This window comes from Rhizobium sp. AG207R, from assembly GCF_027109195.1.
In the GTDB taxonomy this organism is placed as follows: domain Bacteria; phylum Pseudomonadota; class Alphaproteobacteria; order Rhizobiales; family Rhizobiaceae; genus Rhizobium; species Rhizobium dioscoreae.
In genome coordinates this window covers 189,841-203,598 of record NZ_JAEPVT010000006.1, presented here as the reverse complement: position 1 = coordinate 203,598, position 13,758 = coordinate 189,841, and the positions used below count along the sequence as shown (strand labels likewise).

The window sequence follows — 13,758 nt, the reverse complement described above, 5'->3', positions numbered from 1 at the left end:
CGATGAGGCTTGGCCTATTCATCTACGGAGCGATGTTAATGGCGATGTGCTTTGTGACAGGGCTCTATCTCTCCAGCCATTATCTTGTCGGATTGGCACTGATTTCCTGCGCCTTTGCCGCTCTTGCCCATGTGTTTCATGAATGTGCGGACTTTTGTGACGAGACAGGAAAATACGCGGCACTTGCTCGTCTTCAGATTTTCGCTGCAGGCGCTGCCATCACTTCATGGTTGATGACGGCAATCACCGTTTTCTACGTTCTTCTCATTCTGATCGGAGGTGCATGATGGGCGGTCTATTCGGTAGCTCAAAGCCAAAGCCTACGCCGGTCCAGCCAATGCCCGACACGGAAGATCCAGCCGTGAAGGAAGCTCAGAAGCGTGCAGCGGCAGCGGTACAGCAGCGTTCCGGCCGGACGTCCACGGTATTGACCACGCCGACGACGCGCGCCGCGACGCCAAATGCTGGAACGACCGCCTATTCCAATAGCCTGCTGGGCCAGTCCACCTGATGGAAGATACGCGCGCCAAAGAGCTTTGCCGTATCGGCAACGCGCTCTTCTCGAAGAAACAGCCGTGGGATAGCCTGTGTCAGGATATCGCCGACAATTACTATCCGATGCGCTCGGACTTCACGCGCGAGCTGACACTTGGAGATGATTTCTGCACGAACCTGATGGAAAGCTATCCGGTTCAGGCCCGCGAGATGCTCGGCAATGCGCCGTCCGCCATGCTTCGGCAGGGCGATTGGTTCGAAATCAAGACCGGCCGCGAAGAGATCGACGATGCTCCCGGTCCGGCTCGCTGGCTGGAATATGCCACAAAGCGTTATCGCCGGCTGGTCTATGATCGTCGCGCCAAATTCACAGCTGCCACGATCGAAGTCGATCATGATTGGGTGGCATTCGGCAATGGCGTGATGTCCGTCGAGGAAAGCCCGACGCGCGATCATATGCTCTTTCGCCCATGGCATCCAAAGAACTGCGCATGGATGATCAGTGAGGTTGGCACCGTCGACCATCTCCAGCGCAACATGAAGAAGACCGCCCGCAATCTGAAGAAGATCTACAAGGACAAGGTCCATTCAGACATCAAGACGGCGGCCACGCTTGATCCGTCCAAAGAGTTCAACTGCCGCCACATCGTGCTGTCGACCGATGAAATCTACGGCGATGACAAGGCGATGCGCCGTAAGTATGCCAAGTTCCCGTTCCTCTCGATCTACATGGACATGGACCATGAGCAGATCCTCGGGGAAGCCGGGCTTCCGGTGTTCAATTATGTGGTGCCGCGCTGGCGGACACTGTCGAACTTCCCGCAAGGGTTCTCGCCGGCCACGATCAATTCGCTGCCCGACGGCCGCATGATCCAGCAGATGGCCCGTATCATCCTCGAGCAGGGTGAGAAGGCCGTCGATCCGCCGACCGTTGCCAAGGGCGCGATGTTCCGCGATGCCGTCAACATGTACGCCGGCGGCATGACATATGTCGACTTGGAAGCCGACGACGATATCCGCAAGCTCTTCCAGACCATCGAGACCGGCAACGTCTCCATGGGCTTGGAAATGAAGAACGATGTCCGCAGCATGCTTGCCGAAGCATTCTTGCTGAACAAGCTCTTCCTGCCCGACACGCGGGAAATGACTGCCTATGAGACGAGCCAGCGTGTGGCAGAGTTCCGCCGTGCCGCGCTTCCGTTCTTCGGCCCGATCGAGAGCGAGTATCATCTGCCGTTGCTGGACGCCGGTTTCCAGATCGCATTGCATAATCGCCAGTTCGATCTTGGCGAGATGCCGGATGAGCTTCAGGGCGAAGAAGTGACCTTCACTTTCGAAAGCCCGCTCAACACCGCAGAGGGCAGGGCGCTTGTCTCCGCGTTCCAGGAGAGTGTCCAGATCATCGCCGCCGGCGCGCAGTACGATCAGACCCTTCCGGCCACAATGGACCTGCAGAAGATGACGAAGGATGCCGTCAAGGGCACCGGAGCGCCGGCCGACTGGTTCAAGGATGAGGATCAGGCCACCGCCGATCAGGATCAGCAGAAGCAGGTCCAAGGCCTCACACAAGCTGCGGCCGCGCTCAATGACGCGTCCATGGTAGGCAAGAACGTGGCCGATGCGAGCGTGGCACTTCAGCAGGCAGGATTGCAATAATGGAAGCTCACAGCCCCGCAGAATACGACCTCGATGTCGTCATGGCGATCCGAGCCCTTCTCAGCGGCACGGCCAATGAGGGCCAGCAGAAGCTTGGCATGGACTGGATCATCACCAAGGCGGCCAATCTCTACGACATGAGCTATCGGCCCGACAAGGATGGCGGGGCTCGCGCAACCGAGTTCCATGAGGGTCGGCGCTTCGTCGGCAATCAGATCGTCAAAATGACCACGGTTGCCGCGTTGAAGGCAGCAGAGGCAAAGGCAGGCCGCAAGGCCGAACAATGAGGCAAACATGACTGAGGCAACAACGGAAATTAAAGAGGGAACTGGTGACCAGACGGCGACGACTGAGCAAGCCACAACCGATACCGGTACCCAGCAGACCACCACTGAAAAGTCAGCGGACGCTAGCAGCACGCAGCAGACGGATGCTGCCGATGGCGGAAAGGCAAATGATACGACTGCTGCTCTTCCTGACAATTGGCGCGAGCTAGCTTCCGGCGGCAATGAGGACCGGCTCAAGCTATTGAAGCGCTATGGCTCGCTCGACGGCGTCGTCAAAGCCCTTCAGGAGGCGCAGAACACAATCCGCTCCGGCAAGATCAAGCGCGACATGCCTGATCCCAAGGACGAAAAGGCCATGGCGGAATGGCGCAAGGAGCAAGGCATTCCCGAGACGGCGGAAGGCTATAAGCTTCCCGAGCCGGTCACAAAGCGCCTTGTCGACGCCGATAAGCCGGTGCTTTCGAGCTTCACCGAGTTCGCCCACGCCAAGAACGCGCCGCCGGCCTTCGTCGAGATGGCTGCCGAATGGTACGTCGACATGGCTGAAAAGGCGGCGGAAGCCCAAGCCCAGCAGGATACGGCGGCACGCGAGACGGCAGAAGACGCGCTTCGCGATGCATGGTCCCGCGACGAATACAAGGGCAACATGCAGCTTGCCAAGCGCTTCATGTCCGGTGCCGGTGATATCGGTGATGCATGGACGGAAGCTCGTCTGCCCGACGGACGGCGGCTTGGCGATATCCCTGGCTTCATCCAGTGGGCGTCCGACCAAGGCCGCAATGCTTTCGGCGACGTGTCCTTCGCATCCAGCGATGCCGAGACGCGCCACAATAGCCGGAAGGCTGAAATCGAGAAGATCCGCGACACGGACTTCGATCGATATGAAGCCGAAGGGCTCAACAAGGAATATCGCGAGATCCTTGAAAAGGAACTCAAGCGCCCGAAGCGCTGAACCTATTCTGACATCCAGTCAGTGTTCGCCCGCCACGACGGCGGGTTTTTTAATGCCTGCATGACGGCCACCCCGGCAACGGCCCCCGACTGCAGTTTCCAACATCGCCAAGCGTGAAAGCCCCGGTCTGACAGCGGCCACCCCGGCAACGGCCCCGCATGCTCACCCGGCCACCCTCGATCGGCTCCGGCTCAATCCCCTCCCATCAATTCGTTGAAAGGAAGAGATCATGAGCATTGAAGCTGCAATGATCCAATTCAGGAAAGACCTTGTCGCGCAGTTTGAGCAGAAGGTTTCTCAGCTCAAGATGTCCACGACCAAGGAGAATGTCATCTCCGGCAACCAGGCAACGTTCCTCGTCGCCGGCTCTGGCACGGATACCGCCGTCACTCGCGGTACCAACGGCCAGATCCCCTATGGCAACCCGACCAACAACCAGTACACGGCAACGCTGGTCGAGAAGCACGCTCCCTATGAGCTGACTGGCTTCAACGTCTTCGCGTCGCAGGGCGATCAGATCTCGGTGATGCGCAATGCATCCATCGCGGTCATCAACCGTGATATCGATCTGACGATCCTCGCCGAGCTCGCCAATGCCACCCAGCATTTCGGCTCTGGCACGGCATCGCTCAACACCGTTCTCGGTGCTCAGGCGATCCTCGGCAACAACGACATTCCGATCGAAGAGCAGGACAACATGTTCGCCGTCATCTCCCCGGCGTTCCGTGGCTACCTGCTTCAGACCACGGAATTCGCTTCCGGCGACTATGTCGATGTCAAGGCGTTCGGCATGCCGGTGCGCAAGATGTGGCAGTGGGCCGGCATCAACTGGATCGTATCGAGCCGCATCACCGGCCTCGGGACGGCGAACGAGCTTTGCTACATGTATCATCGCAGCGCCATCGGCTACGCGATCAACGTGGGCGAAGAGAAGATCGCCGTTGGCTACGACGAGAAGCAGGACGCCTCGTGGTCCCGCGCCACCGTCTACCACGGTCCCAAGATCCTCCAGGCCAGCGGCATTGTGCAGATGGTGCACGATGGCTCTGCCTTCGTAGCCTCGTAAGGAGACCCGAACATGGCTTATGTACCTGATAATTTGTCCCTCCTCGACACCCAGATCGGCGGCTATCAGCCCCGCACCTGGCGTTACACCACTGCGGCCGATGCTGACGCGACCATTGTCGGCGCCGGTTACTTTGCGGACGGTTACACCAAGGGCATGCGCGTGGGCGATCTCGTCCATGTCGTTGCCACGACCGGCCCGAAGTACAAGCTCTACCAGTGCACCACGGCCACCAAGGCTACCGGTGCCTGCACGGTAGCGGCTCCTACCGCCATTACCTGATGCTTCATCGCGGCTTCGGTCGCGGTGTTGCCTCCACCTAGACCGGGATGCGAGCGGCGGTGTCCTCCTCCACGCCGCCGCTCGCTGCCGGTTCTTTATGCATTCCTTTCGCTCATGAAGAGGCAAGTCATGAAAACGCTTCACCCCACAAAAATGCGCCATGCAGCGGACTATGTCCGGGCACAGCATCATGTCGTTGTCGATCCGTCCGATACGATCGAAGACGTGACGCGCCCGTCCTATTGGACGCATCACGTCAACACGGTTCGGGTCCATGACCTGATCGATGTCATCGGCGAGAACTTCGATCTCACCCTTCGCGTCACGGCCAAGGGCGTCGGCTTCGTCGAGACGCGCCTCCTGCGTAAGTGGGAATCCGAGGCTCCGGCCGCCAAGCTTAGCAAGGAAGAGATGGCGGCCTTCGAAGCCATGCTTCCCGATGGCTATGTCGTCGATCATACGCCCAAGACGCTTTGGCGCACCCGCTTGGAAAAGAGCGGCGAAGAGATCGTCCGCAACCAGAAATCCAAGGTCGATGCGATCCGGGCGGCGGTCGATCATTATCAGCGCGCCCAAGGCATCGCCGCGTGAGCAATGTCACCAGTCTCTTCGGTGAACGGCCGCCACAACTAGGTGAGCCCAATGAAGCTTTGGTGCGAATGCTTGAAGACGTTCTTCAAATGGCAAAGAGCGGGCGTCTTCAAAGCATGATCGCTACCGGCTTCACCGAAGAAGGCAATAGGTTGTCACTGTGGAGTGGCGATCATCCAAACGTCTATGAAATGCTGGGCGCGCTTTCGTGGCTCCAGCATGAATACGTGGACAGAATTAACGGACGGGTCACGTAATGGCGGATCGTCTCGCAATTTACCGCGGCGCTCTTCGGCTCCTCGGGCCATCGAATCTTGCGTCGTTGTCAGAGGACAGGCCCGAAAAGCTCGCCTTGGACGCTGCATGGGATGATGCCGTCAACTTCATGCTTGAGCAAGGCCTGTGGCATTTCGCGATCCGCGCGGCTCAGATGCAGCCTGATGAAGATGTCGAGCCGCTGTTCGGCTTCGATTATGCCTATTCCAAGCCGGAAGACTGGGTGAGAACTGTCTCCATCTGCTATGACCCGTCCTATCGCGAAAGCATCCGCGAATTCGAGGACGAGACGCAATACTGGCACACGTCCTACAGCACGATCTATGTCCGGTACATCTCCAATGACGAAGCCTACGGCTGGAACGTTGGAGCTTGGCGGCAGCACTTTGCCAAGGCGCTCGAAGCCTATCTCGCCTTTGAATGTGGGCTTCCGATCTCGTCCGACAAAGGCAATCGCAACGATCTTTACAATCTGTTCAAGGCTCGCCTTCAGGACGCAAAGACCAAGGATGCCGTCGACGAGCGCGTGAGAGAGAAGCCGCCGGGCTGCTGGACACGTTCTCGAATCCAGGGACATTCGGGAGATCGCCGGCGTGGCTAAGGTCAACACCTATGTCCAGAGCTTCAATACCGGAGTTCAGGATAAGACAGCGCTTACCCGCGTCGATCTTGAGCGCATGCGGCTGGCTTCCGAGATCCAGACGAACCTTATGTGCAAGGCAACCGGCCCTGGCTTCATGCGCCCCGGTCTGGAATACATCACGTCTTCCGCCAGCGGGACCGAAGTCCGGCTCAAGGAGTTCGTCTTCGGCGCGACTGATGCCGCCTTGTTTGAATTCTCCAACCAGAGCCTTCGCGTCATCCTGAATGATCAGGTCATCACGCGATCTGCGGTATCCAGCACTGTCACCAATGGCGACTTCTCGTCTGCCACCGGCTGGAACCTGACCGGCCTCAATGGCGGTCTGGCGTCGATCTCTGGTGGCGTTTTGACCATGAATGCCAAGAATGTCGATGCAACTGCAAAGTGCGGTCGCTTGGTCACGACGTCATCGCCAGGTGTCGAGCATGCCTTGCGCATCGTCGTCACTCATGGACCGGTCAATTTCCGTTGCGGTTCTACGACTGGCGGCGATGAGTATATCTCGGAAACAACGCTCTGGACCGGCGAACACTCTTTGGCCTTCACTCCGACCGGCTCCTATTACGTCCAGCTTTCCACCGCAGACATCATCAACAAGACGGTGGACAGCATTCAGGTCGAAGCGGCCGGGATCATGACGCTACCGACCCCCTGGACGACGGCCGATCTCCCCAATATTCGCATAGCCCAGTCCGCCGATGTTTGCTTTGTGGCATGCGTCGGCTATCGACAGAGGCGTATCGAGCGCCGTTCAAGCCGGTCTTGGTCTGTTGCCTATTATCAATCGGACGATGGGCCGTTCCAGGCTGTTCCAGAGCGCGCGATCCGGATGCTTCCCGACGTGCTGAACGGCAACGGCACGATCTCGTCATCGGAGCCTTATTTCAAGCCGTCGCATGTCGGCGCCATGTTCCGTATCGATCATACGGGGCAGTACACGCGCAACATTCTGGCGTCGAGCGATAGCCACACCGACACGATCCGGGTGACTGGCATCGGCAGCGACCGAGCCTTTGTTTATTCCATTACAGGCACATGGGCTGGAACGATCACGCTGCAGCGATCCTATGACAGCGAAGATGCTGGCTTCCATGATATTCAGACGTTCACGGCCAATGCGGCGGCAAGCTATACCGATACAGACGACAATTCGATCTATTGGTACCGGTTCGCCTTCAAGGATGGGCAGTATACCTCTGGCGAGGCGACAATCACGCTCGGATATGATGGCGGTGGCGGTTTCGGCATTTGCCGGACGACGAGCTATATCTCCACCCAGCAAATGAACATGGAAGTCCTGACGCCTTTCAAGAAGACGGGATTTTCCAAGAACTGGCGCGCTGGGCAGTGGTCAGACGTGGAAGGATGGCCATCGGCTGTTTCGCTTGCTGACGGTCGTTTGTGGTGGTTTGGCGCCGATTGGTTCGATGGCTCGGTGTCCGATGCCTTTGCGAGCTTTGACGAAGAAGTTCAAGGCGACAGCGGTCCGATCTCTCGCTCGATCGCGACAGGCGGCGTTAACTCCACCCAGTGGGCGCTTTCGCTTCAGCGTCTTCTCGCGGGCACTGAGGGCGCCGTTTCAACCATCAAGTCGTCATCGCTCGATGAGCCGCTTACGCCCACAAACTTGAGCGTCAAGGATTCTTCAACGACCGGCGTTGCCGCAGTCGACCCAATCAAGATTGATGCGCGCGGCTTATTCGTCGAGCGGGCCGATACAGCGCTCATGGAGCTGACCTTTGATGGAAGCGCATCGGATTACGTCGCATCGCAGATCAGCAAGTTGACCACGGACATCTTTGCCTCGGGCATCAAAGCCATGGCAATTCAGCGCCGACCTGATACCCGCATATGGGTTGTGCTGAAAGACGGCTCCGCTGTTTGCGCTCTCTACGAGCCGGATCAGCAGGTCCTGGCATTCGTTCCACTTGAAACGGATGGCTTGTTTGAAAGCGTGGCGGTGTTGCCATCGACGGTGCAGGACAGAGTGTATTTCTCGGTCCAGCGGCAGCCTGGAACCGATGTGGTGCGCTATATCGAGAAGATGGCGCTCGATAGTGAAGTCAAGCCAGCGACGCTGTGCAAGACCGTGGATGCTTTCAAGACCGGCGTAAACTCTCCGGCTTCCACCACGATCAATGCCGGCATGCATCTCGTTGGCGCGAGCGTAGTCGTATGGGCTGACGGCGAACCGATCGAAATATCAGAGGGCGTCCCGGCGACATTCACCGTGGATGGAAGCGGGAACATCGCCGTTCCCACCGCCGTCACGAATTGGGTCGTTGGTCTGCCTTATCGGGCTCGGTTCAAGTCGGCTCGTCTGGCCTATGGTGCTCAAGGCGGTACGGCGCTCCTTCAGCGGAAGACCGTCGACAGCTTGGGCATGATCATGACGGACTTTGTTCGTGCCGGCATCAAATACGGCCATTCTTTCGATGATCCCTATCGTGGCTTGTTTCGTCTTCCTCAGATGGCCGATGGCAAGATGCAGCCGGCGATCGTCTTGAGCGACATTCGGGATGAGGAATCCTTCACCTTCCCGGGCGAATGGAATACCGACTCCCGCCTGTGTCTGGAAATCAACTCGCCATACACCGCGCAGCTTCTCGGCCTCGTCATCCAAGTGAACACGAACGAGAAATGAGCCTCACGATTATTCAGGTCGATGCTTCCACGGCGCAAGCAATGGAAGGCATCAAGATCGATCTTCCGGCCGTGGCGTATGTCGGGATCGATGACGGTGAAGTCGTCGGCTCATATGGATTGGCTTGGGGCGGTGGCCGGTGCTGGGCATGGCTTCGCCTTGAGAATGGCAAGCCTTCCTATGCCCTGACGGTCGTCAGGCGGTTCAAACGGCTTATGCTGAAGGCCGAACAGCTTGGCGAGCGCGAGGTCTTTACCCCGCGTGACGCGCAATACGAGACTTCAGAAAAGCTGCTCAAGGTTTTGGGATTTTCCTTCCACGCGAAGGAACACGGAATAGAGGTATGGCGATATGAGCGGTCTTGAACTGATCGGCGGCCTATTGGGCGCAGCCGGCACGGCTGTTAGCGCCGTCGGCACTGTGGCAAGCGGTGTCGCTGCCAAAAACGATGCCAACTTTCAGGCACAACAGCTTGACGCCAAATCCAAGGAAGAGATGGCTTCGTCCCAGCGCGAGGCCGCGCAGTCCAAACAACAGGCCGATCTTGCGAACTCCCGCGCCCAAGCCCTTGCGGCTTCATCTGGCGGCGGCGCCGGCACGGATGCGCCGACCATTGTCAAGCTCATGAGCGATACGGCAGGGCAGGGACAATTGAACGCTGATACGCAGCTTTACACCGGATATTCCCGCGCCGCAGGCTTTACGGATCAGGCAGCGGCAACGCGACGGACTGGAAGGGCATCGCTGCTCGGAAGCATCTTCAATGGATTCGGGCAGGCCGCCGGCGGGATCAGTAAGGGCATCAGCAGTGGAGCATTCGGTTAATGGCGATCCTCCCGACAAAGTTCAGCCTGTCGCAGCCGTCCACATTCGTCAGTGGGCGCCACGTCGCCACGCAGGATACGACCGACATTGGCAAGGGTCTCGCCAGCCTTGGGCAAAGCGTCGCCTCGATCGGCAATGATATCCAGCAGCAGCAGGACACAGTCGACATCTCGCGCGCCGAGGCCGCCAAAGCCCAAGGCCTGATCGACACTCAGAACAAATTCACTGACGATCCCGACTATTCGACGTTCAATCAGCGTGCGCCGAAGGACACGGCTGATGTCGTAAACAACGCGGCGAACCTCATCCGCAATCCGCAGATGCGTGAGAAGTGGAAGATACAGGCCGGGACGGATGCCGCGCGGGTCAATGATGCGATCGGCGATAAGGCTCGCGCGCTCGGTAAGCAGGCCGAGACCGTAGCCTTTGACAATAGTCTTGAGACCCAGCGCCGTATCTACGTCGATCCGACGACTTCAGACGAGCAGAAGGCAGCGGCCCGAGCCGCCATGGAAGGCTCTATCGAAACCGGCCTCAAGACCGGATTGCTGACACCTGACGCCGCCGATGCCCGCAGGAAGCAGTATGTTGAGGGCGCCGACACCAATCGCCTGAAGCTGCTTGCTGAAACGAACCCCTCGGAGGTTGCAAGTTGGGGCTTGAACGGAAATCCCGTTCATGGCGCCATTATGCAAGTGGAGAGCAATGGGAACCCGAATGCGGTATCCGCCAAGGGTGCTGCGGGCCTTATGCAGGTGACGCCTGCCACCGGAACGGAAATCGCGCAAGAGCTTGGCGATAAGAATTTTCCGGTCAATGGCACCGATGCGCAGAAGATCGAGTATCTGAAGAACCCGGATGTCAGCAAGAAGTATGGCACCTATTATTATGACAAGCAGCTTCAGAAATATGGCGGCGATCAAGAAGCCGCGCTGATCGCGTACAATGGCGGCCCAGCCCGCGCCGACGCATGGCTTGCCGCCGGTCGCGACGATTCTGTCATTCCGAAAGAGACGGCCGACTATTACAAGAAGGTTTTGGCTGGAACTGGAGCCGGCGCTCCATCGGTCCCCGGCCGTACCATGGCAGAAACCGGACCTTCGGCCGCGCGTGACTTTCTGACGAGCATTTCCAGCCACGGTGCACGATCGATCGACAGCATGCAGGAAGGCTTTGGCAACAAGCTTTCCAATCTGATCCAATCGGCTCCGCCCGAAATACGCAGCGGCCTTGGCATTTATTCCGGCGCTCGCACCCCGGAAGAGCAAGCGCAGATCATCAGTTCCAATGCGGCCAAGTATGGTCTTGATAAAGCGGCGTGGGACAGCGACGTCGCTTCCATGGGACCGGTTGCTGCTGGGCAGAAGTGGGCGAGCCAGTTCAAAGCGTCTGGCATGTCTGCGTTCATTGCAAAGCCGGGCGGCTCGAACCATCAGAACGGAACCGCTGCTGATCTTTCCTACAACGGTAAATCTCTCAAGGATGCGCCGCAAAATGTCGTGGATTGGCTTCATCAGAATGCCGGCGCCTATGGGCTGAAGTTCCCGCTTGCCAACGAAAATTGGCATATCGAAGATGCATCGACGCGTGGCGGCACGGCCGGAGCGCCTGTTTCGAGTGCCCCGGATTGGGTCAAGCGGATCTCCCCGGAAGATCAGCAGGTCGCTTATCAGCTTGCCACCACGAAGCTGAAGCAGCAGCAGGTTGAAGCTCGTGGCAACATAGAGACCGTCGTTCAAAACGCGCCAGTCGCCATTCAGAACACCGGGAGCTATTCCGGCTCTACGCCGACGCAGCAGCAGTTCGTTGACGCCTATGGTCCGCAGGAAGGCCAGCAGAAATATGACGCCTTCACGGCATCGCTGGATGTTGCTCAGTCTGCCTATAACTTCCGCACCATGTCGGCGAACGATATCCAGAAGCTTGTTCAGGCATCGGTCCCGACGTCTTCCGGCAATGATGCCGCTTTGGAAGAGAAGAAATATACGGCCCTGTCTCAGGCTGCATCGCAGACGCTTGCCGCGCGTAAGGCCGATCCTGCCACCTATACTATGCAGGCTTTCCCGAATGTCCAGCAGGCTTGGAACGATGCCGCCACAAGCGGTAACTATCAGCCGGCCATGGCGGCGACCGCGGCGGCACAGCAACAGCTCGGCATGCAGCAGATGGAGTTGCTGCCGAAGTCTATTGCGGATAGGGCCGTCGAATCCTTCAAAAGTCCTGACGCCACGGATCAGCAGCGCATTAGCGCAGTGACTGGGCTTATCTTCTCGACGCCAGATCAAGGCCAAAGACAGGCCGTCTTCAAGCAATTGGTGGATGCAGGCCTTCCGGCCATGACCGAGGGTGTCGTCGAGGCGGCAGCGCGTGGCGATCAAGGCGCGGCCAATCGCCTTCTGCAGGCGGCCCTTGTCGATCCTGCCAAGCTTCCGAAGAGCGGCGAAGTCAAGCCGACCGACATAGACAATGAGCTTTATTCATCGGTCTGGGCTCCTGGCCAGATCGGCGATGCATCCTATGGCGTTGGCTATGGCGATGCATCTTCGCTTGAGCGGGCGCAGCGCGGCAGCGATCTCATGAAGAAGGCTGTCCAGCTCCGTATTTCTCAGGGCCAGGATCTTCAATCGGCCGTGGCCGGGGCAAGCAAGGACTTGTTCGGCGATCAAAAAGTTTACAATGGCTCCGGGTCTGTCTCGGCCAATCTTCCGGTCCCATCGAATACGGACACGTCATTGCTTACTGCTGGGCTTGAGGCGGCGAAGACGTCGTTCAAGGCGGCGCTTGACCAGCAAAAGGATCGCATCCTGAGCGGGACGAAGCCGCCGCCAGGCCCGACCGGCAACTTTGAAGGAATGATCTCCAAAGGAAACATCGATCTCGCAGCGCGTCCGGTTGTGAAAAATGACGATGGCACGATCAGCACGGTTCGTTCCATGTCATTCAATGAAGATGGAAAGGAAATCCTTGTTCCGACCGTCTCTCCCGACGGAAAGATTCTTTCGGATCAGGAAGCCATAGACCTCTATCACCAGACGGGCCAGAACCTCGGCGTATTCAAGAACAGCGATGCGGCCGACGCCTATGCAACCGCCCTTCATGACGCGCAAGCAAAATACTATGCCAATCCAAGCGCCGACGGTACTCGCGCAATTCTCGACGCGACGGTTCAAAATCGCATGGACGACGTCCTACAAAATGGAGTCTTCGTTCCGGCCGGCAATGGAATTGGCTTGCGAGATCCATATACAGGCGCCTTCGTCATGGGGAGCAATGGTCAACCTTTATCGCTTCCGATCGACAAGGTGCTTGACATGGGCCGCGCCAATCCGATCGGCGGTAACGAGCCTGGCACCCGCTATTCGGCGGGGCAAGCCAATACCGGCATGGTTCAGCCAAGGGAAGTTCAGCAATATCTCAAGGGTGGAACTGTCGATAGCAACCAGATTTCGCCGGAAGCCAGCCGATGGATGAGCGGTCAGCCGGTGGATGCGCAGCCTGACGTAAAAAAAAACTCAACCCCTGACCAGGGCTCCGCCGACCTGAGCAACCTCAGCCCGGTAGAGCGCGGCTTCCTCGGAGCTCTTTCGGCGGCGGAAAGCGCTGGTATCGGCGGCACGAAGCTCAAGCTCTACAACGATATCATCCAGCGCGGTCGAACCGCTACCATCACGGAAAACGATCTTCAGCCCGACGAGCAGGAAAAGCTAAAGGCCCTTGTCCTCAAGCAGGGCAAGCCTGAGGGCAAGATCGATTACAAGGATTATGTCGGCAGCGGCATGCCAGAGGATATCCTTGGAGGCTTCCGCTACAAGGTCGACAATGGTGTGGTCCACATCACTGATACCTACGATTTCAACAAAGCCAAGGGTGGAAGCTGGGATGACAATTCACTTGTCCAGGCCCTGGCCGCCTTCACTAGCCCGAAGAACCTGGCTGCGGAGATCGGACGCAAGATCGCACCCGATTCAAAGCCGGGCGTTCCTGTGAGAATAACCCTTAAATGATCGGGGCATCCTTTTGAGCTTTCAGTTCATCTCGAAT

General features: G+C 58.2%; 14 protein-coding genes. All 14 read left to right on the top strand.

Annotated elements, in window-relative coordinates; translation table 11 throughout:
- Positions 1–2 precede the first annotated feature (2 nt).
- Entirely contained in the window at positions 3–287 is a 285-nt protein-coding gene (locus JJQ51_RS15965) for a hypothetical protein (RefSeq protein WP_269244897.1), read from the top strand.
- A gap of 50 nt (positions 288–337) precedes the next feature.
- Entirely contained in the window at positions 338–511 is a 174-nt protein-coding gene (locus JJQ51_RS15960) for a hypothetical protein (RefSeq protein WP_269244896.1), read from the top strand.
- Positions 511–2,151 carry a portal protein gene (locus tag JJQ51_RS15955; RefSeq protein ID WP_269244895.1) on the top strand — a complete coding sequence of 547 codons (1,641 nt, stop codon included), beginning with the start codon at positions 511–513 and terminating at the stop codon, positions 2,149–2,151. The genes JJQ51_RS15960 and JJQ51_RS15955 overlap by 1 nt, the downstream gene beginning before the upstream one ends.
- Positions 2,151–2,438, top strand: coding sequence for a hypothetical protein (locus JJQ51_RS15950; protein WP_113367067.1), 288 nt, complete (start codon positions 2,151–2,153; stop codon positions 2,436–2,438). Before JJQ51_RS15955 ends, JJQ51_RS15950 begins: the two co-directional genes overlap by 1 nt.
- A gap of 7 nt (positions 2,439–2,445) precedes the next feature.
- A complete protein-coding gene (locus JJQ51_RS15945) occupies positions 2,446–3,390 on the top strand; it encodes a hypothetical protein (protein ID WP_269244894.1) in 945 nt (314 codons plus the stop codon).
- 229 nt (positions 3,391–3,619) lie between these two features.
- Complete coding sequence (locus tag JJQ51_RS15940) at positions 3,620–4,456, top strand: phage capsid protein (protein ID WP_269244893.1); 837 nt, start codon at positions 3,620–3,622, stop codon at positions 4,454–4,456.
- 12 nt (positions 4,457–4,468) lie between these two features.
- A complete protein-coding gene (locus JJQ51_RS15935; protein WP_269244892.1) occupies positions 4,469–4,738 on the top strand; it encodes a hypothetical protein in 270 nt (89 codons plus the stop codon).
- A gap of 129 nt (positions 4,739–4,867) precedes the next feature.
- The gene (locus JJQ51_RS15930; protein WP_269244891.1) at positions 4,868–5,329 is read left to right on the top strand and encodes a hypothetical protein; all 462 of its coding nucleotides are present in this window, start codon (positions 4,868–4,870) and stop codon (positions 5,327–5,329) included.
- Positions 5,326–5,586, top strand: a complete 261-nt coding sequence (locus JJQ51_RS15925) for a hypothetical protein (RefSeq protein ID WP_269244890.1) — start codon at positions 5,326–5,328, stop codon at positions 5,584–5,586. The genes JJQ51_RS15930 and JJQ51_RS15925 overlap by 4 nt, the downstream gene beginning before the upstream one ends.
- A 95-nt stretch (positions 5,587–5,681) precedes the next feature.
- Complete coding sequence (locus JJQ51_RS15920; RefSeq protein WP_269244889.1) at positions 5,682–6,206, top strand: hypothetical protein; 525 nt, start codon at positions 5,682–5,684, stop codon at positions 6,204–6,206.
- A complete protein-coding gene (locus tag JJQ51_RS15915) occupies positions 6,199–8,892 on the top strand; it encodes a hypothetical protein (protein ID WP_269244888.1) in 2,694 nt (897 codons plus the stop codon). The genes JJQ51_RS15920 and JJQ51_RS15915 overlap by 8 nt, the downstream gene beginning before the upstream one ends.
- Entirely contained in the window at positions 8,889–9,257 is a 369-nt protein-coding gene (locus JJQ51_RS15910; protein WP_269244887.1) for a hypothetical protein, read from the top strand. The genes JJQ51_RS15915 and JJQ51_RS15910 overlap by 4 nt, the downstream gene beginning before the upstream one ends.
- Positions 9,244–9,717, top strand: coding sequence for a hypothetical protein (locus JJQ51_RS15905; RefSeq protein WP_269244886.1), 474 nt, complete (start codon positions 9,244–9,246; stop codon positions 9,715–9,717). Before JJQ51_RS15910 ends, JJQ51_RS15905 begins: the two co-directional genes overlap by 14 nt.
- Positions 9,717–13,721, top strand: a complete 4,005-nt coding sequence (locus JJQ51_RS15900; protein ID WP_269244885.1) for a transglycosylase SLT domain-containing protein — start codon at positions 9,717–9,719, stop codon at positions 13,719–13,721. Before JJQ51_RS15905 ends, JJQ51_RS15900 begins: the two co-directional genes overlap by 1 nt.
- Positions 13,722–13,758 lie beyond the last annotated feature (37 nt).

What these genes read in the sequence shown, in the direction of transcription:
- JJQ51_RS15900 (WP_269244885.1), top strand. Translation starts at nt 9,717, where the DNA reads ATGGCGATCCTCCCGACAAAGTTCAGCCTGTCGCAGCCGTCCACATTC.
- JJQ51_RS15960 (WP_269244896.1), top strand. Translation starts at nt 338, where the DNA reads ATGCCCGACACGGAAGATCCAGCCGTGAAGGAAGCTCAGAAGCGTGCA.
- JJQ51_RS15965 (WP_269244897.1), top strand. Translation starts at nt 3, where the DNA reads ATGAGGCTTGGCCTATTCATCTACGGAGCGATGTTAATGGCGATGTGC.
- JJQ51_RS15935 (WP_269244892.1), top strand. Translation starts at nt 4,469, where the DNA reads ATGGCTTATGTACCTGATAATTTGTCCCTCCTCGACACCCAGATCGGC.
- JJQ51_RS15905 (WP_269244886.1), top strand. Translation starts at nt 9,244, where the DNA reads ATGAGCGGTCTTGAACTGATCGGCGGCCTATTGGGCGCAGCCGGCACG.
- JJQ51_RS15940 (WP_269244893.1), top strand. Translation starts at nt 3,620, where the DNA reads ATGAGCATTGAAGCTGCAATGATCCAATTCAGGAAAGACCTTGTCGCG.
- JJQ51_RS15955 (WP_269244895.1), top strand. Translation starts at nt 511, where the DNA reads ATGGAAGATACGCGCGCCAAAGAGCTTTGCCGTATCGGCAACGCGCTC.
- JJQ51_RS15930 (WP_269244891.1), top strand. Translation starts at nt 4,868, where the DNA reads ATGAAAACGCTTCACCCCACAAAAATGCGCCATGCAGCGGACTATGTC.
- JJQ51_RS15910 (WP_269244887.1), top strand. Translation starts at nt 8,889, where the DNA reads ATGAGCCTCACGATTATTCAGGTCGATGCTTCCACGGCGCAAGCAATG.
- JJQ51_RS15945 (WP_269244894.1), top strand. Translation starts at nt 2,446, where the DNA reads ATGACTGAGGCAACAACGGAAATTAAAGAGGGAACTGGTGACCAGACG.
- JJQ51_RS15950 (WP_113367067.1), top strand. Translation starts at nt 2,151, where the DNA reads ATGGAAGCTCACAGCCCCGCAGAATACGACCTCGATGTCGTCATGGCG.